The sequence below is a fragment of the Desulfovibrio sp. genome (genome assembly GCF_019424165.1).
Taxonomy (GTDB): Bacteria; Desulfobacterota; Desulfovibrionia; order Desulfovibrionales; family Desulfovibrionaceae; genus Desulfovibrio.
Map to the genome: position 1 here is coordinate 34,313 of NZ_JAHZAA010000010.1, position 17,553 is coordinate 51,865.

17 protein-coding genes and 1 riboswitch are annotated in these 17,553 nt (G+C 56.4%); of the genes, 14 read left to right on the plus strand and 3 right to left on the minus strand.

Features of this window, described 5'->3' with window-relative positions; translation table 11 throughout:
* The first annotated feature begins 38 nt into the window (after window positions 1-38).
* The 12 genes from QZ377_RS05615 (at window position 39) to QZ377_RS05670 (ending at window position 13,086) form a co-directional block, all read left to right on the plus strand.
* On the plus strand, window positions 39-1,139 hold the full coding sequence (locus QZ377_RS05615; RefSeq protein WP_291440215.1) for a DUF362 domain-containing protein: 1,101 nt from the start codon (window positions 39-41) through the stop codon (window positions 1,137-1,139).
* A 379-nt stretch (window positions 1,140-1,518) separates the two neighbouring features.
* Window positions 1,519-2,055: an FmdE family protein gene (locus tag QZ377_RS05620; RefSeq protein ID WP_291440216.1), complete on the plus strand. Its 537-nt coding sequence runs from the start codon at window positions 1,519-1,521 to the stop codon at window positions 2,053-2,055.
* Between the two features lie 128 nt (window positions 2,056-2,183).
* Window positions 2,184-4,391: a TonB-dependent receptor gene (locus QZ377_RS05625; protein ID WP_291440217.1), complete on the plus strand. Its 2,208-nt coding sequence runs from the start codon at window positions 2,184-2,186 to the stop codon at window positions 4,389-4,391.
* The gene (locus QZ377_RS05630) at window positions 4,379-5,146 is read left to right on the plus strand and encodes a class I SAM-dependent methyltransferase (protein WP_291440218.1); all 768 of its coding nucleotides are present in this window, start codon (window positions 4,379-4,381) and stop codon (window positions 5,144-5,146) included. The genes QZ377_RS05625 and QZ377_RS05630 overlap by 13 nt, the downstream gene beginning before the upstream one ends.
* Window positions 5,131-6,210 (plus strand): ABC transporter substrate-binding protein, encoded by a 1,080-nt coding sequence (locus QZ377_RS05635; protein ID WP_291440219.1) that lies wholly within the window; start codon window positions 5,131-5,133, stop codon window positions 6,208-6,210. Before QZ377_RS05630 ends, QZ377_RS05635 begins: the two co-directional genes overlap by 16 nt.
* Window positions 6,200-7,339, plus strand: a complete 1,140-nt coding sequence (locus QZ377_RS05640) for an iron ABC transporter permease (RefSeq protein ID WP_291440220.1) — start codon at window positions 6,200-6,202, stop codon at window positions 7,337-7,339. The genes QZ377_RS05635 and QZ377_RS05640 overlap by 11 nt, the downstream gene beginning before the upstream one ends.
* The gene (locus QZ377_RS05645) at window positions 7,332-8,081 is read left to right on the plus strand and encodes an ABC transporter ATP-binding protein (protein WP_291440221.1); all 750 of its coding nucleotides are present in this window, start codon (window positions 7,332-7,334) and stop codon (window positions 8,079-8,081) included. The genes QZ377_RS05640 and QZ377_RS05645 overlap by 8 nt, the downstream gene beginning before the upstream one ends.
* A gap of 331 nt (window positions 8,082-8,412) precedes the next feature.
* The gene (locus tag QZ377_RS05650) at window positions 8,413-10,443 is read left to right on the plus strand and encodes a cation:proton antiporter (protein WP_291440222.1); all 2,031 of its coding nucleotides are present in this window, start codon (window positions 8,413-8,415) and stop codon (window positions 10,441-10,443) included.
* Between the two features lie 208 nt (window positions 10,444-10,651).
* Complete coding sequence (locus QZ377_RS05655) at window positions 10,652-11,083, plus strand: CoA-binding protein (RefSeq protein WP_291440223.1); 432 nt, start codon at window positions 10,652-10,654, stop codon at window positions 11,081-11,083.
* A gap of 3 nt (window positions 11,084-11,086) precedes the next feature.
* Entirely contained in the window at window positions 11,087-11,536 is a 450-nt protein-coding gene (locus QZ377_RS05660) for a YkgJ family cysteine cluster protein (RefSeq protein ID WP_291440224.1), read from the plus strand.
* A 9-nt stretch (window positions 11,537-11,545) separates the two neighbouring features.
* Window positions 11,546-12,574: a J domain-containing protein gene (locus QZ377_RS05665; protein WP_291440225.1), complete on the plus strand. Its 1,029-nt coding sequence runs from the start codon at window positions 11,546-11,548 to the stop codon at window positions 12,572-12,574.
* Between the two features lie 249 nt (window positions 12,575-12,823).
* Window positions 12,824-12,913, plus strand: a riboswitch (glycine riboswitch).
* 23 nt (window positions 12,914-12,936) lie between these two features.
* Window positions 12,937-13,086 (plus strand): hypothetical protein, encoded by a 150-nt coding sequence (locus QZ377_RS05670; RefSeq protein ID WP_291440226.1) that lies wholly within the window; start codon window positions 12,937-12,939, stop codon window positions 13,084-13,086.
* Window positions 13,087-13,284: 198 nt separating this feature from the next.
* On the opposite strand, the gene QZ377_RS05675 is transcribed toward QZ377_RS05670, so the two are convergent.
* Window positions 13,285-13,530, minus strand: a complete 246-nt coding sequence (locus QZ377_RS05675; RefSeq protein WP_291440227.1) for a hypothetical protein — start codon at window positions 13,528-13,530, stop codon at window positions 13,285-13,287.
* Window positions 13,531-13,787: 257 nt separating this feature from the next.
* On the opposite strand from QZ377_RS05675, the gene cycA reads away from it, so the two are divergent.
* A complete protein-coding gene (cycA, locus tag QZ377_RS05680; protein WP_291440228.1) occupies window positions 13,788-15,209 on the plus strand; it encodes a D-serine/D-alanine/glycine transporter in 1,422 nt (473 codons plus the stop codon).
* A gap of 79 nt (window positions 15,210-15,288) precedes the next feature.
* Here cycA and QZ377_RS05685 read toward each other — a convergent pair whose 3' ends face one another.
* Both QZ377_RS05685 and QZ377_RS05690 read right to left on the minus strand, forming a co-directional pair.
* Window positions 15,289-15,714 (minus strand): aspartate 1-decarboxylase, encoded by a 426-nt coding sequence (locus QZ377_RS05685; RefSeq protein ID WP_291440229.1) that lies wholly within the window; start codon window positions 15,712-15,714, stop codon window positions 15,289-15,291.
* A gap of 196 nt (window positions 15,715-15,910) precedes the next feature.
* A complete protein-coding gene (locus QZ377_RS05690) occupies window positions 15,911-16,333 on the minus strand; it encodes a hypothetical protein (RefSeq protein ID WP_291440230.1) in 423 nt (140 codons plus the stop codon).
* 238 nt (window positions 16,334-16,571) lie between these two features.
* Here QZ377_RS05690 and QZ377_RS05695 point away from each other — a divergent pair, with 238 nt between their 5' ends.
* Window positions 16,572-17,510 (plus strand): DMT family transporter, encoded by a 939-nt coding sequence (locus QZ377_RS05695; RefSeq protein ID WP_291440231.1) that lies wholly within the window; start codon window positions 16,572-16,574, stop codon window positions 17,508-17,510.
* Window positions 17,511-17,553 lie beyond the last annotated feature (43 nt).

Below are 17,553 nucleotides of genomic sequence, written 5' to 3' on the forward strand. Positions count from 1 at the left end.
ATGGTTACAGCGTAAAAAAGTCAGCTATGGAGGACAGCATGCCTGCCAAAGTATATTTTACCGACACGCATTCGCGCTCACATGAAGAAAGCAAGATGGTCAAGGTAGCCCGCCTGTGCGATGCTCTTAACCTGAAAAAAATTGTCAAAAAAAATGAACTGGCTGCCGTCAAGCTGCATTTTGGAGAATACGGTAACGACACACACCTGAACCCCACCCTGGTGCGGCAGGTGGTGGACAAAATCATTGCCGCCGGGGGCAAACCCTTTCTGACCGACACCACAACCCTGTACTCCGGCAGCAGGCACAATGCGGTTGATCACCTGCAAACAGCCTACCTTAACGGCTTTGCCCCTTCGGTGGTGGGTGCTCCCGTCATTATTGCCGATGGTCTGTTCGGCGGCAACGACGTGCCGGTGCGCAGCAACTGCAAGCACTTCAAGGAAGTTCATATCGCTACTGAAATACGCCGCGCACCGTCGATGGTGGTGCTCAGCCATTTCAAGGGGCATCAGATGGCCGGCTTTGGCGGGGCCGTCAAAAATCTGGCAATGGGAGGCGCATCAGTACGGGGCAAGCGGGAGCAGCATGCCACCCATGTAAGCGTCAACAAGGATGACTGCATCGGCTGCGCCAAATGCGTGCATTCATGTCCGCAGCAGGCCCTGAGCATGCGCGACCATAAAAGCCATGTGGAAACGGCGCGATGTATCGGCTGTTTCGAATGCATGACAGTCTGCCCGGCCAAGGCCATTGTTATGGACTGGGCGACGGAAATGGAGCCGTTTATGGAGCGCATGACCGAATACGCCTACGGCACGGTCAAGGGCAGGAACAGGCGCGTCTGCTATATCAACTTTGTGCTCAACGTAACGCCGGACTGCGACTGCGTGGCCTGGAGCGATATGCCGCTGGTACCCGATGTGGGCATTCTGGCTTCAACAGACCCCGTAGCCCTGGACCAGGCGTGCCTTGATCTGGTCAACAGCGCGCCCAGCCTGTGTGGTAGCGCGCAGGAAAAAAACGGGGAACAGGACAAGTTCACCGCGCGCTGGCCCCACACCCGTGGACCCGTTCAGTTGCAGTATGGCGAAGAAATCGGACTGGGCAACCGAGCCTACGAACTCATCAGGCTGTAGTCTCCGGACGTCTGGCCCCGCCTTGCGCCGCCTAGAAGTATGCAAGCCTGAAAACGATTGTAACCTGCTGCAAAAGCTGAAGCCGGAACTGCCTGGACGCGGGCAGTTCCGGCTTCAGCTTTTTTGTGTGCCGTCCTGCTTTTGACTGCCTGAAATCACGGCTGACAAGGTCAGGACAAAACAAGCGAAAAACGTACTTCTTATAAGTATTTTCTTGCCTGCTTTTTATGATGGTGTTACGATTTTAAAAATAATACTACCGGGCGGATCAACATTATCACAGCCTTTCCACGCAACGGCAAAACCGCGGCCAGCGAATGATCTCGGTCATATTCCGGCCAGAAGGAAAGGGGACTTACACCGCCATGCAGGAGGCATTATGGATCAGTCAGCTTCAGACAGACTCAACAGGGCCGTCGCCTTTCACGGCCACCTCTGCCCCGGGCTTGTCATCGGCCTGCGCGCTGTGGAGGCTGTAATGGCCCACCCTGTGCTTGGGCAGGCCGACTACGGCAAGCTCGTTTGCATCACAGAAAACGATGCCTGTGGCGTAGATGCCATTCAGTGCCTGCTTGGTTGTTCCGCCGGCAAAGGCAACCTGGTTGCGCGCCCGCGCGGCAAGCAAGCGTATTCTTTCTTCGACCGAGAAAGCGGCGCGGCCCTGCGCCTGTGTTTGCGCGCGAGCAAGAACGAGCAGACCAGTAGAGATGAATGGCAGCAATTCCTTATGGATATGCCGCTTGAAGCAATGTTCAGCGCATCTGCCCCGGAGTATGAAGCCCCTGAAAGACCGCGTATTTTCACTTCCGTACCCTGCGAAACATGCGGCGAAGGGGTGGCTGAACCCATGCTGCGTTTTGAGGACGGCAAAAAAGTCTGTCTGGACTGCCAGCGGCATTACGCCCGGCGCTGGTAACGCGGGAATGTGCTTACGGGCTGCCCGGAGCAGCCTTTTTTTCCATTGATTGATAGCACTTTTTTAAAAAACATCACATGCGCCGACCTGACACCAACCTTCAGCACGGGCGCTGCCAGAGGGTATGTATGAAACTCATCCTTTGCCTGTGCCTGCTGGCTGTGACGGCCATTCCCCAGGCAGTCCACGCAGCCGGTTCCGATAATCTCATGCAGGACGTCTTTGTTCTGGACCCGGTAAAAGTTACCGGGCGTATGGAAGAAGACAAGCTGGACAGAACCACCGCCATCGTGGTGGAAAAAAACCGTAGCAATAACGTGGCCGACTACCTGGTGCGCGACCCTGAAATTTCTTTCAAGCGCAAGGCCGCCATGGGAGACAGCAGCGACATCATTTCCATACGCGGCATGGAATCCAAAAGAATCATGCTCAACCTTGATGGCCGCAACATCAGTTCTACCGGCATGTCCGGCGGCAACTATATCGACTTTGGCACCATCCCGCTGGACAATATCGAGCGGATCGAAGTGATCAAGGGCGGCAGTTCGGTTGAATACGGCAACAACGCTCTGGGCGGCGTCATCAATGCCTACACCCGCCGCCCCACCGAGCAGCCCTATTTCAGCGTTTACGCCACCATGGGCGGCTGGAAGGACTTTTATGACTTTCATAACGTGCGCGGCAGCTATGCCCAGAAATTCAACGCCATCGGCCTGAGCGTGGGCCTGAGCCATCAGCACGCCGACCCCTTTTTTCGCAACAACGACTATGATTCCTTTCACTTCAATCCCAAACTGTACGTAGACCTGCCCTGGCGGGCCGAACTTACCCTGGGCTACAATTATAGCCAGACCCGGCGCGGGCTTATCCGCACCAACAGAAACGACGGCAACCCCACCAGCGATTCCAACCCGGATATGCCCGGCTTTGATTCTCCCATAGACTCCAACTATCCCACAGCCAGCGGCGAAAGCTTTGCCGGGGGATCCCCCACGCCCTCGATGACCGTTATCGGCGACGGCGCGCACTGGACCAAATACCGCCATCTGATGGACTTCACCTACCGGCAGGAATTTCTGGAAACAGCCTACTTTGAAATTTCGGGTTTCAAAAACAGCGAAAACCGCCGCGAAAAAAACTATGCGGATGTTGGCGCCCGCATGCAGATTAAAAAAGGCCCGGACGGTTTCGATCCATCCAAGACAAAAAACGGTGACCTCGTACTGGACCGCAACGTTATTGTGGACAATACCTACGGCTTCAAGTTCAAGACAGGAGCCACCGTTCACGGCCATAAGCTTATGACCGGCGTGGAATACAAAAGGCTCACTCCCGGCCCCATTACCGTTGAATATGTGGATAAAAACTACAACAAAGCCGGGCCAAACAAGTGGACGGGCCAGATGGAATCCTCCGAAGCGGGCGCGCCGGCCACGGTAGTGGGGGCGTTTCTGGCCGACAAGTTTTCCCTTACCGACAGCCTGCACCTGGATATCGGCCTGCGCTACGACAGCTTCAGCTACAGCCCTGACGGTCAGGACAGAAACTATTTCGGCTCGCAGCTTTCTCCCAAAGCCATGATCACCTACGAGTTTACCGAAAATCAATCCGCTTCCCTGGCCTTGTACCAGAACTACAGAACCCCCACCATTCCCGAACTGTACTGGAACTCGCAGTCATCATCACGGGACAATACCGTCAATGTACCCTATCTTGTAGGCAAGGACATAAAGCCAGAAACGGCCCGCGGCATCGACGCCGCCTACAAGTACAGCTTCGGCGGCAAGGGATTTCTCAAGCTTTCCGGCTTTTACTACAATATTCAGGATTATATCGTCCACAAGCCCGTCTACGTAAACAGACCACAAAGCTATCAAGCGTGGGCTGCCTACAATATTGACGCCGAAATATACGGCGCTACGCTGAGCGGCAGCTATGACGTGCTGGACAATGTTACGGTAAAGGCCGCCGTGACCAGGCAGGACAGCAAAAAATCCAATGACCCCGCCGACCCCGGGGGCGTAATGGAAAAGCTGGAGTATATTCCTGACTGGAAAGGAACCCTGGGAACCACCTGGAAAATCAATGAGCAGTTCACCCTTGATACTGTGCTGACCTATGTGGGCGAGCGCAGTTATTACGTCAACACGGCCCAACTGCGTAAAGGCACCCTGCATGACTACGCCACCCTTGGCGCAAGTCTCAGCTACAAGGTGGACGAACACCTGACCCTTGAAGCCTATGCGGATAACATTACCAACACCCAGTATGAAGAAGCCTGGGGCTACCCGGCACTGGGATTCAACGCGGGAGTCAGCATCAAATGGGAACTGTAGACGAAAAACAGCAAAAGCAGCGTGAATACTGGAACGCCCGGTCGCGCACCTTTCCGCGCTTTGAAGAAGGCGACAATAATTACGAGGCGGGCATGCTGCGCCATGCCGCGGAAAACGGCGTGGATTTCAACGGCAAGCGCGTTCTGGACGTGGGCTGCGGCAGCGGCATGTACACCTTGCGCCTGGCGCGCATGGCCGAATCAGTCACCGCTGTGGACGTTGCCGATGAAATGCTGCGCCTGCTGCGCGAAGATGCCGCTGCAATGGGCATCACCAACATAACCACCACATGCTCCGGTTGGGATGGTTTTTCTTCAGACGAGCGTTTTGACATTGTTTTTGCCTCAATGACGCCGGCTGTCGAAAGTGATGAAAGCAGAGAAAAACTTATGCAGTATGCCACCGAAACGGTGGTTTTTATGGGCTTTTCCGACCGCATGCTTTCCGATGTCATGCAGGGCCTGCACGAGCACTACGGCATTGCTCCAAAAATTTTCAACAATGCCCAAGACATGCGCGCGTGGCTTGACGGCAAGGGCGTGCCGTATACGGCCATACCGGTCAAAGGCCAGTGGGTAGTGGCAAAAAGCCGGGAAGATTTGGTGGACACCTGCGTCACCACCCTGCGTGACTACGGTGCGGAGCCGGACCCGCACTTTGTGGAAGCTCACGTGGAGGCATTCAGGGACGAAAGCGGCCAGTATGTGGAACGCACAGACTATGTTATCGAGATGATCATATGGCAAAAGCGCTGAGTCTGCTTATGCTGGCTCTGGCGCTGCTGACGGGCGCGGCCCCTGCCGGGGCGCGCTCCGTCACAGATGCCATGGGCCGCGTTGTGGAAGTGCCGGAACCGGAAGCCATCAGGCGCATGGTGGCCCTTGGCAGCAGTATGGCTTTTGTGACCTACCTTGGCGCGCAAGACAAAATCGTGGGCGTGGAAGACATAGACAAGACCACCATCGCCAAGCCCTATGTGCTCTGCAACCGTGAACGCTTCAAAGACCTGCCCGTCGTCGGCAAGGCCGGAGCCGTGCGCGTGCCGAACTACGAGCGCATTGTGGGCCTCGAGCCAGATGTGGTCTTCATCATTTCCACCGACCCGGCAGAACCGGACCTGCTCCAGCGCAAACTGCGCATCCCCGTCATTGCCCTGAGCCAAGGCCTGCCCGCTTTCGACAGTGAGGTCTTTCTTGACTCCATCCTTATTGCCGGAAGCATTCTGGGCAAGAAAGAACGCGCCGAGGAAGTGGTCATGGGCGTTCGCGCCCTGGCCGCCCGCCTGCCCGCCCCGCCGGAAGGCGAAGAGGCGCGGGCCTACGTGGGTGGTCTCTCCTACCGCGGCAACCAGGATATCAAAAGCACGGCCGCCGACTTTCTGCCGTTCGCACTGTCTGGTGTAAAAAACATGGCCGACGGTATGGGCCGTTCTGGGCATTTTTTCATCAACAAGGAATTCCTGCTGGCGGCCAATCCGCCCCTGGTTTTCATTGACGGCAACGGCCTGCCGCTCATACGGCAGGGGTTGGCCAGCGAACGGGGCTACTACGAACGCCTCACGGCCCTGACAAGCGGCAACGCCTGGTTGCTGTTGCCGCATACTGCCTACTTCAACAATCCCGAAGTGCTCTACATCAACGCGTTTTTTATGGCCAAGGCCGCCTACCCCCAAAGGTATGCCAGCCTTGACCCCGAAGCGATTGCCGATGAAATATTCATTCTTTTCAACGGTTGTCCTCTTTATGAAGACATGGCGCGCGTCACCGGCAGGCCGGGCAGGCTGCAACTGACAGCGCAAGGGCTGGACTATGCCCGGTAAAGAGTCGCACGACGACGAAATCTGCGCCGCGGCGCAGCCTCACGCTCACTGCGGCAACCCGGACGAGTACCGCAGCAAGGGCACAGAAAAACGGCACTGCTGTTCCCTGCCGTGGGACAGCCCTTTTGTGCGCGCCTGCACAGCGGCTGCACTGCTGGCCGTTGCCGTACTGCTGGGGCTGACGGGCATGAAGCTTGGGGCAGTTTCACGTTCGTGGGCCGACATATGTTCGGCCCTTTTCAGCTCTTCCGGCGATGAGTCCCTACGTTATTTTGTGCTCCATCTGCGCCTGCCCAAAGTTTGCGCCGCCCTGACTGTGGGTGCATCGCTGGCTCTTGCCGGAACCATGCTGCAAAACGTGCTCAACAATCCGCTGGCTTCGTCCTTTACTCTCGGCCTTTCACAGGGGGCCGCCTTTGGAGCCAGCTTTTCCATGATCATCCTGCCCGTTGCGGGCGGCCTGGCCGGGCTGAGCATTGTCGCCGTGGGCGCACTGGCCGGGTCCCTCGCGGCAGCCCTGCTTATACTGGCTTTCAGCATGGTGCGGGGCATGGGGCCGCAGGGCCTCATACTCGCGGGGGTGGCATTGTCGACCCTTTTCGGGGCCGCCACCATGTCGTTACAGTATTTTGCCACTGACAGTCAGGTGGCGGCGACCGTATTCTGGAGCTTTGGCGACCTGAGCAGAGGAAGCTGGCGCGAGGTTGCGCTGGTAAGCTTTGTGCTACTGGCGGGGCTTGTCTTTTCCCTGCGGCACAATCTTGATTACGACACGCTGCGATGGGGCGATGCCCAGGCCACTGCCCTGGGTGTGCCTGTGCTGCGCCTGCGCTGCGCAACCCTGTTCATGGCCTCCCTTATGGCCGCTTTTGCCACCGCCTTTTACGGCGTCATCGGCTTTGTGGGCCTGGTGGCTCCTCACATGGTCCGCCTGACATTTCCCCATGCCGGGCATTTTTTTCTGCTGGGCGGCTCTGCCCTGTTTGGCGCATGCTTTTTACTGGCGGCCGATCTTGTAGCCCAGACCATCATATACCCCGCCCTGTTGCCCATAGGCATTGTCTGCGCCTTTACCGGAGTTCCGGTTTTTTTATGCATCCTTTTCAGGGGGGCCAAAGCGCATGCTTGAGGCCGAAAACATTTCTCTTGTGGCGCGGTCCGGCAAAACCATCCTTGACGGCATCTCCTTTCGCCTTGAGCCGGGACGCTGCATGGCCCTCATCGGTCCCAACGGCGCAGGCAAAAGCACGCTTATACGGATTGTGGCCGGGCTTGACCGGCCCACATCCGGGCGCGTGCTTCACCAGGGGCAGGACCTTTCCAGCCTGAACCGCCGCCAGCGCGCGCAGATTGTGGCCTACCTGCCGCAGGTTGCCCATCCCGTGCCGTGCAACGTTTTTGATGCCGTACTTTTGGGGCGCCGATCCCGCATGGGCTGGCGGCCCGGCAAGGATGACCGCCTGAAAACACAGGCCATTCTTGAAGAACTGAACCTTGCCCACATGCAAAAACAATGCGTCACCAGCCTCAGCGGCGGCGAATTGCAAAAAACGCTTATTGCCCGCGCGCTTGCGCAGGAAGCCCCGGTACTGCTGCTGGATGAGCCCGTCAACCATCTGGATATCCGCAATCAGGTCGACATACTTGAAACCATTACAAAACTCGCCATAAATCGACGCATGTGTGTCCTCATTGTTCTGCACCATCTGAGTTACGCCCTGCGCTATGCGCAAGACGCCATGCTGCTGCACCAAGGACGTTCGGCGTACCAGGGGCCGACACCGGCCCTGAACGAGCACGATCTGAGCCGGGTTTACGGCATTCCAGTCCGCCTGCAACACATCGACGGGCAGCCCCACGTGCTTTTTTAAAACGGACTTCGGGTTTTATCTTTACTCTGCGTCGGGATGGATAATGTCATGTTTGGAGAGTTATAACCGCCCGAGGGCGCAAATTTTCGCGCCGCGCATCATCCCACAACAACTATTTTTTATTATTTTAAATAATAATAACAACATAATTGTAACACCACACAAATACGCTACGGCGGCCCCATGTGTGTAACGGCAGCGCCTACCGTAAAACTGCCCCGCGTGCTCCGTATCTACCTAAGCACATTAAATATAACCCATTTAATTTCATCCATAAAATATGCTTGCGCGGCTATGGCCGCGGTGATATTTTGCGCGGCACGGAGGTCCTATGGACGTGCCCTTGCTCTATGAGATCGTAACCATTTTTCTGCTCTCCATCTTTGTCACCGTTACCTGCAATAAAATAAAACTGCCCGCCACTGTTGGCTTTCTGCTTACAGGTGTTTTGTGCGGCCCTTCCCTGCTCGGCATAGTCAGTGACCGCGAAGCCATTGATCATGTGGCTGAAATCGGCGTAGCCATGCTGCTTTTTACCATCGGCATGGAGCTTTCCGGCGAGGCGCTCAACCGCCTGAAACGTCCGGTATTTCTGGGAGGCAGCCTACAGATCGGCCTTACCGTGCTGGCCGTTATGGGTCTGGCCCTGCTGGGCGGCTACTCCTATCAGCAGGGGGTGTTTATGGGCTGCCTGGTGGCCCTTTCGTCCTCGGCTATCGTGCTGCGCATCATGCAGGAGCGTGGCTCCACCAATACGCCCACAGGGAGGCTGTCGCTCGCTATTCTGGTCTTTCAGGACATTATGGTGGCCCCCATGCTGCTGTGTGTACCCCTGCTTTCCGGCACTCTTGACCTTTCGCTGGAAAGCGCCTTTTTTTCCACGCTGTGGGTGGTGCTGGCTCTTGGGGGCGTGCTCCTTTTCGCGCGCTTCGGCCTCGACCGCCTCATGGAGGCCGTGGTACGCACGCGCACCAGAGAAATCCTGCTGCTGACCACGCTGGGGCTGTGCCTCGGCATGGCCTTGCTGACCAACACTCTGGGCCTTTCCCTTTCACTGGGTGCATTCATGGCCGGGCTGCTGCTGGCCCGCTCCCAGTACAGCATGAGCGTCATTGCGGGTATTTTGCCCTATCGTGACGTATTTATGAGTCTTTTTTTCATTTCCGTAGGCATGATGCTCAATGTGGATTTTTTCGGAAAACACTTTTTTTCCATCATCGGGCTTACTGCCTTGTTTATTGTGATCAAAAGTCTGCTCACGCTGCCCGCGGTACTTGTCCAGGGCTATCCCCTGCGCGCGGCCATCATCACGTCCCTTTCCCTTGCCCAGGTGGGTGAGTTTGCCTTTGTGCTGGCAGCCTCCGGCCTGAGCGCCGGGCTTTTTGACATGGATGCCTATCAGAATTTTCTGGACGTGAGCGTGCTGACCATGATGCTTACACCCGGGCTTATGGCCATTGCCCCGCGTCTGGCAGACCGCTTTACCGGGCAGCGCAACAACGAACAGCAGGAAGAATCCGGGCAGCAGGAAGGGGAAAAACGCCTGGAAGACCATCTGATCATCGTTGGCTTCGGCATCAGCGGCAAACACCTGGCCCATGTGGCCAAAGAGTCGGGCATTGAATACACCATTCTGGAAATGAACCCCGAAACCGTGAGCCGCTACCGCCATAAAGAACCCATCGCGCACGGCGACGCCTCGCAACCCGTGGTTCTGGAGCATCTGGGCGTTACCCGGGCGCGGGTGCTGGTGATTGTCATTTCCGATCCCTCGGCTGTACGGGCCATTACCATCGAAGCGCGGCGCTTCAACCCCAACCTGCACATCATCGCGCGCACCCGCTTTGTTACCGAGGTGGCGGCCCTGCGCAGACTGGGAGCAGACGAGGTTATCGCGGAAGAATTTGAAACTTCTATTGAAGTTTTCACCAGAGTACTGAGCCAGTACCTTGTACCCAGGCAGGATATAGACACGTTTGCCGCCCGGATCAGACAGGAAAACTACCGTATGATACGCCTCATGAGTTCCGCGGTGGATTCGCTGGACAGCATTGTAAACCGCCTGCCCGACATGGGCGTACAGACCATGCGCCTTGGCGGGGCCTCTCCCCTGTGCGGCCGCAGTCTGGCGCAAACAGAATTGCGCCGCCGCCACGGGGTTACCGTTATTGCCATACTGCGGGAAGGGGTAACCCATGCCTCGCCGGGCGCGGACGAAATCTTTGAACCCGGTGACATCGTTTATCTTTTCGGCAAAACAGACAAGATTATTGCCATAACTCCCCTATTTTCCGGGCCTGTGCGCGAAAACGCCAGGGACGGCAAGGGGGGGATGCCGCAGCCGGCCCGGCCGACAGCTTGAATAGAGAATATTTGCCTCCTGGAATGGCCGTTGGCTTATGACCGGGGGCTGTCGTAATCCCACGCCGAAGTATTTGCGCGGCAACATGCCGCCACACCCGGTCTCCTTGTCAGGAAAGCTTGCGCATTTTTCTGTAGCCGTCTAGGATGGCAGACTGCCGGTGGAGAAAATCCGCCGGCTCTCTGTCATCTCACCTTTCGGGGACCATATGCAGGATCATAAAGAACTGCGCACCCAGCTTGAGCGGGCGCGGCGCATTGCCATTGTCGGAGCTAAAGATAAACCCGGCCAGCCTGTTGACCGTGTCGGCCGCTATCTCATGGATAAAGGCTACGAAATTTATCCTGTACACCCGGTACGCCAGACGGTATGGGGGCTTACAGCCTATCCCGATCTTGCGTCCCTGCCCGGCCCCGTGGACATCGTGAACCTGTTTCGCGCTCCCCAATACTGCCCGGATCACGCGCGCGAGGTACTGGCCCTGCCTTGGCGGCCCGCTGTTTTCTGGATGCAGCAAGGCATCCGCTCGCCCGAAGCCCGTGTGCTTTTGACCGCTCTTGACATTACCGTGATAGAAGACGCCTGCATCATGGTCGAGCATGCCCGCCTTTTGCCCAACGCCGCAACTATTCAAGGATAATTCATGTCTGTTTCATCGGATACGGTTTTCGACTGCCGCATGTGCGGTCACTGCTGCGAAGGAGTCGGCGGAATTGTGGTCAGCCCCACTGACCTTACACGCCTGGCCGCGCACATGGGGCTTGCCCCCGAAGCCGTTATAGAAGGGTATTGCTACTACGTGGGCGGCAAATTGAAAATTCGCAGCGGTGCAGACGGCTATTGCGTTTTCTTCCAGCAGGGGAAAGGCTGCGGCGTACACGAAGGCAAGCCTGCCATCTGCCGTGCCTGGCCCTTTTTTCGCGGTAATATTGAAGACCCTGCAAGCCTTGCCATGGCTAAAGAATTTTGTCCGGGTATCAACCTGGATGCTTCCCACGCGGCCTTTGAACGACAGGGCCGCCAGTATCTGCGCGAGCACGGCCTGCTTGCCAGCGATTGCAGTTGCGAAGCCAACGCCCTTATCCTTAAATAAAAAGACATCATGCGACGCCGCTCCCGCCAGATATCCCTCAAGGAATGCTACGAAATTCTCAAGCTTGAGAAGAACGCTGACCTTGCCGCCGTAAAAAGGGCTTACCGCCGACGCGCCTTTGAGCTGCACCCTGACCTGAATCCCGGCAATGCCGAAGCCAGCCGGGATTTTCAGATGCTCAACGAAGCCTATGTGGCGCTCTCAGGCATTCTCAAGCACGAAGATGGCATCAGGGCCACCTCTGAAGCGCGAAAGGCGGCACAAAAAGCCAAAAAAAACGCCGCCCAGGGTGATGGCTCCGACAAAAAACCCGGCCCCGCCGCAGATGCCGGCCAAACTGAAGACAAGGCTCCTCCCCCACCCGACGGAACTGGCGGAGCTGAAGCAGCAGGTCAGCAGCAGGCAAAAACAGCGGGGGCAGACGCGGGCTCGCAGACAGAACAACAAAAGAAAAAGCAACAAAACGAAGAAACCACCGGTTCTGAAGAAAATGCCACAGACCGTAACGGCACGGCAGGCGCGGCCTATGCCGAGCAGGACGTACTGCGCGACCTGCTTAACGACCCTTTTGCCCGCCGTGTTTTTGAAGATATTTATAGCGAACTGAACCGGCAACATGCCGAAAAGCCCCAGCAGGAAACAGCCGAAGCCCATACGGCGGAATCCGCCCCGCAAAGCAGGGCCAGGCCAAAGGCCGCGCAGAAAGAGAAGAGAAGCACTCCACTGCATAAAAGCAACCTGGCCTGGGGTACGACCAAATGGTCATCTGATATGACAAAGGGCGTCACCGGTATGGTCAGGGGCTGGCTGCGCCGGCAGATCGACGAAGAGCAAAGTCTTACCCTGCCCGCTGCCAACCTTGCGCCGGGCTGCCGGGTGCGCCTGCAGATACGCCAGGGAATTCAGGCAGAACTTAAAACGGTTGAAATAACCCTGCCTCCTGACTTTACCGTGGGCAAACCCATACGCCTGCGCGGATTGGGCAAGCGCATCGGCCCCTGGCAAGGGGATCTCTATCTTACCCTATATACCGAATAGGCCATGCCCGCCCGCTGCGGGGCAGGCATGCCGCAGCCGTCCGACAGCACAACGGCTAACAGCGCTGCTTTATTACCAATAAATAGAAAAATATTTCTGCGCGCAACCTTTCAAGGCGAAAACATTTCACAACCCATCAATTTTACGGCACAAAAGATTGTGAAAAAACTTATTTGACAATCTTTGTATTAAACAGTTACTACTCTGATCAGCATACCAGGTACTTCACATTGGGTATTCATAAAGCGAATGATGACCATGAGAGAGCTTGCTGCTGGACAGCACGCCGAAGGGGCAAGAGCGATCGAAACTCTCAGGCAAAAGGATCATGGTCGGACGCACTCTGAAGTTGGCGCACGCTGATGACAGAAGTTGAACCTCTGCGACGAGGTGACTGTCATGGCGTGTTTTTATTTGCCATCGGCCCCAGTATTGGCGGCCCTTCAGCACAAGAGCCACAACTGACCGTGCAAGACGGCCCCGCAGGTACTGCGGGCAACGAACTGCCGTAGCGGCTTTACTCCGCTTCTGCGTGTTCGCGCTAATTTCTCCCGCCTTTCTTGTTCCGCCGCAAAATCAAAAACAGACGCATCCCCGCCCTACATATACGCGCCTCTACCAGGACAGCCCTGCTCCCCCGGCATCAGCCTTTATCGCGCCAGTATTGTTTATTTCCATCCAGTAAAAACACCTTTTCTGCTGCCTGCCTTTTACCCGACAGCACACTCTACCTCAGAACGACTTGCCGCGATTGGCAACAAAGTTTTACCGCGTACTCCGGCACGCGGCCTTTCACCGTTTCCGCGCGCATGCGCGCACGCCATGCTGCCCGGAGCAAGCGCGGCAAAAACCGCACCTTCCAGCCGAGGCATTACCTTACCCGGCTCACGCCCTTCCGGGCTTTTCAGCATAAAAAATTCATACAACAACGGATGCCCATTGTTTTCACGGCTCATGGCAGCGCTGCTTTTTTGCACGGCTGCCCAGACTTTTCACCCTTTGCTGTCAGCAGGTCGTTATTTGACCCGAAACCGAGTTAATTGTAACTGACGCACCGGCTCCCCCCGCTGATGCGTAAGGAGGACACCAGACAGGCCACGCGCGGACAGGCCGTACAGGCCAATTCCGCACCAGAAAACAGACATTGCTTTTTTTGTGCGGGGCAAGAATGCAAACGCCCCACAGCACCAACAAAAAACAGGGAGCACGTACCATGAGTGACAAGCCCACCCCCCCCGTGGGACAGGAAGATCCTCACACTCTCAAACGCGGTCTCAGCCAAAGACACATCCAGCTTATTGCCATCGGCGGCGCCATCGGTACAGGCCTTTTCATGGGTTCCGGCAAAACCATCAGCCTTGCCGGGCCTTCCATCATCTTTGTCTACGCAATCATCGGCGCCTTCCTGTACCTTGTCATGCGAGCCATGGGAGAACTGCTTCTCTCAAACCTCAAGTACAAATCCTTCACTGACATGGCGGAGGATATCATTGGTCCCTGGGCCGGATTTTTTGTAGGCTGGACCTACTGGTTCTGCTGGATTGTTACTGGCACGGCAGACGTTATCGCCATTGCCTCTTACTTTCACTTCTGGTTCCCCACACTTTCCGTATGGATACCATCCATTCTCTTCGTGCTGCTGATCATGGCACTCAACCTTGTTTCGGTGCACCTTTTCGGCGAAATGGAATTCTGGTTCGCCTCCATCAAAATTGTGGCCATCATGGCCATTATTTGCGCTGGAGCGGTCATGGTCATTACCGGCTTTACCTCATCCATATCGGGTGACGTGGCCGCAGTATCCAACCTGTGGGATCATGGAGGATGGTTCCCCAAGGGGATATTCGGCTTCTTTGCGGGCTTTCAGATAGCCATGTTCGCCTTTGTGGGCATTGAGCTTATCGGAACCACAGCGGCGGAAGCCAAAGACCCTGAAGTCAACCTGCCCAAGGCCATCAACACCATTCCCTTCCGTATCGTGTTCTTCTACGTGTTCGCCCTGGTGGCCATCATGTGCATCACGCCCTGGTCCGCCATTGACCCCGAAACAAGCCCGTTCGTCCACACCTTCGTGGCCGTGGGCATCCCCGCCGCAGCCAGTATCGTCAACTTCGTGGTGCTGACCTCGGCGGCCTCTTCCGCCAACAGCGGCATCTACTCCACCAGCCGCATGCTGTACGGCCTGTCGCTGGCCGGGGTAGCCCCCAAATCTTTCGGCAAGCTTTCTTCACACCGGGTTCCTGCCAACGGCCTGCTGTTCTCGTGCCTCTGCCTGCTGCTCGGTGCGTCCATGCTCATTATCATGCCCACCATTATGGCGGCCTTTACCGTCATGACAACCATCTCCGCCATCTGCTTCATCTTCGTGTGGTCCATGATTCTTGTGTCGTACTACGTCTATCGCAAGAAGCACCCCGAGCGTCATGCGGCCTCCAAGTTCAAGCTGCCTGGCGGCGTATTCTCCTGCTGGATATGCTGGATATTCTTCGCCATCGTGCTCGTTCTGCTGACCTTTGAAGCTGATACACGCACGGCCATGCTTACCACGCCCCTGTGGTTCATACTCCTCGGCATCAGCTACTTCTTCAGCCACAAGAACCACGTCAGCAAGCGTCAGAACGGTACCAACACCTAACAGTTCTTTGACAAACCTCATACAACAAAAGGCCCGGAAATACCGGGCCTTTTGTTGTATGATTTACAGCGGTGGCAGGTCATGCATCCGGCAGGGGATCATCCGCAATACTGAAGGACATGCCGCCATCCTTCTGTTCCACGATATAACGCAAGCGTTCCTGCACCCTGTTATGGGCGTCAAAAGTCAGGACCACCGGACTGCGCTCAGGAATATCTCCCGGTCCGGCCACATATTCAAAAGCGCTGATGATAACCTCATCCCCTTTCTGGCATGTACGCGCGGCCGCACCGTTGAGAATGCAGCAGCGCGACCCGGCTTCGCCGTAAATGACATAGGTAGAAATGCGCTGCCCGCTGTGCTTGTTCCAGATATAAACGAACTCCAGCGGCATGATGCCAGCCAGCCCGCATATTTCCGGATCAAGGGTGATAGAGCCGTGATAGTCCAGCACGCATTCCGTTACGCGAATGCCGTGCAACTTGGCGCGTAAAATCTTCAGCATCTTTTTCTCTCTTTCGAAACGTGCCGCACGGGCTTGCGCACGACGGAACAGATTGCCGCCTCCGGCACGGGCTGCTTTTACAGGCGTGCATCGGCACAGCCTGCACACACCTTTGGCTTTCCGGGGCGAATCAACATACATAAAATGAAAAAGGCCGCATAAGCGGCCTTGAACCTACGGATTCCACGAACAAAGATCAATACGCCTTGATGTACTCATCCAGATTTTCAGCCGAACAGTTGCGGCTGACCCAAAAAGCCGACGCCCATACCATAAGGGCTGTAGCCTGCGTATCGTCCAGACTTTTTATTTTTGATTCAAGGCTTGATTTGCTGGCCCCGTGGCGCAGATGCACACCGTTGACATCGCAAGCGTCAGAAACACGCAAGATGAGGTACGAAAGGCGCGTGTGATCGGGCATGAGCTTCATATCTTTGTGAGCCTCAACAATGGTCTTCAGTTCCGGCCCGCTGAATATATGCTTTATGCCCGTAATGGCCCGGAAAAACGTGTCCACAGCCCAAGGCAGGATAAACTCCGCGCCAGCGCTCTTGGTACGAAAATAATCCTTGAGCCAGCGTTCCTGTTCTTCATTGATGCGTGCTGCGACTTGCGGCATGATGCCCCCGGGAAAAGACTATACTTTTATGTTCCGTCCGGCAGGCAGAGCAGCCGAACCTTGTTTTACACCATGTTCTATAAAGCGCTACATCAATTAAAGCAGATTTTCAAGATAAAATCTAGACTTATTTTCAAAAACATTTTAGGCAGTTCCGTCACGCGCGCATGCCTGTGCGCAGCTTGCGCAAATTTACGCTCCGGCGTACCGCACCGGTCATGCTTTTTTAAGGACACTTATGACACCGCCCCCCGCCAGAACGCACGGCACTGCCGGCCAGCCCCACTCCGGAACGGCCGAAGGGAGCAACGCGAACGCCGCGGCCGCGCTTAAAGGCCGCCGTGCCGCCCTGGCCCGCGCGCATGCCGCCACCCTGCTCTTCGGCGCATCGGGCATTTTTGGCAAACTCTGCCAATGCTCCGCCCCCATGCTTGTTTGCGGGCGCGCCATCTTTGCCGTAGCGGCACTCACCCTTGCGGGACTTGGAAAAAAGCAACCCCCCTGGCGCGGGCTGCATGCTTATGACCTGGTGGCGCTTACTGTAAGCGGCACACTGCTTGCCGCACATTTTGTAATGTTTTTCATGGGCATACAAATTGGCGGTGTGGCCGTAGGCACGCTTGGCTTTGCCTGTTTTCCGGCATTTACTGCCCTGATCGAAAGTCTCATATACCGTGAGCGCCCCAGCCTCGCCGAAGTGCGCGGTCTTGGCATGGTAACGCTGGGTCTTGTCTGTACAACCCCATCTTTTTCATTTGCTCATGAAGGCACGGTCGGCCTGCTGCTGGGCGTAGCATCCGGCCTGGCTTACGCTCTGGTGACCGTGGGCAACCGGCGCTTTGCCGGTCATCTTCCGGGGCTGCAAACCACATGGTGGCAAAATGTGGTTACGGCTGTTGTTCTCTTGCCCTTTGTCTGGCAACAGTTCAGCACGGTAAGCGCATTGGACTGGCTGTGGATCGCCAGCCTGGGCCTTCTGTGCTCCGCCCTGGCATACGTTCTTTTCATCAACAGCCTTACTGTGCTCAAGGCGCGGCAGGCAGCCCTTATCATCACGCTGGAACCGGTTTACGCCATTGCGGCGGCCTGGCTGGTTCTGGGCGATGCGCCGGGTGTGCGTGTTGTCCTCGGCGGCGGGCTTATCCTTGGCGCGGTTTTTCTGGCAAACCGGCGGTAAACGCCGTCACAGGGCCGCCCGGACTTTCCTTCTCGACGGAAAG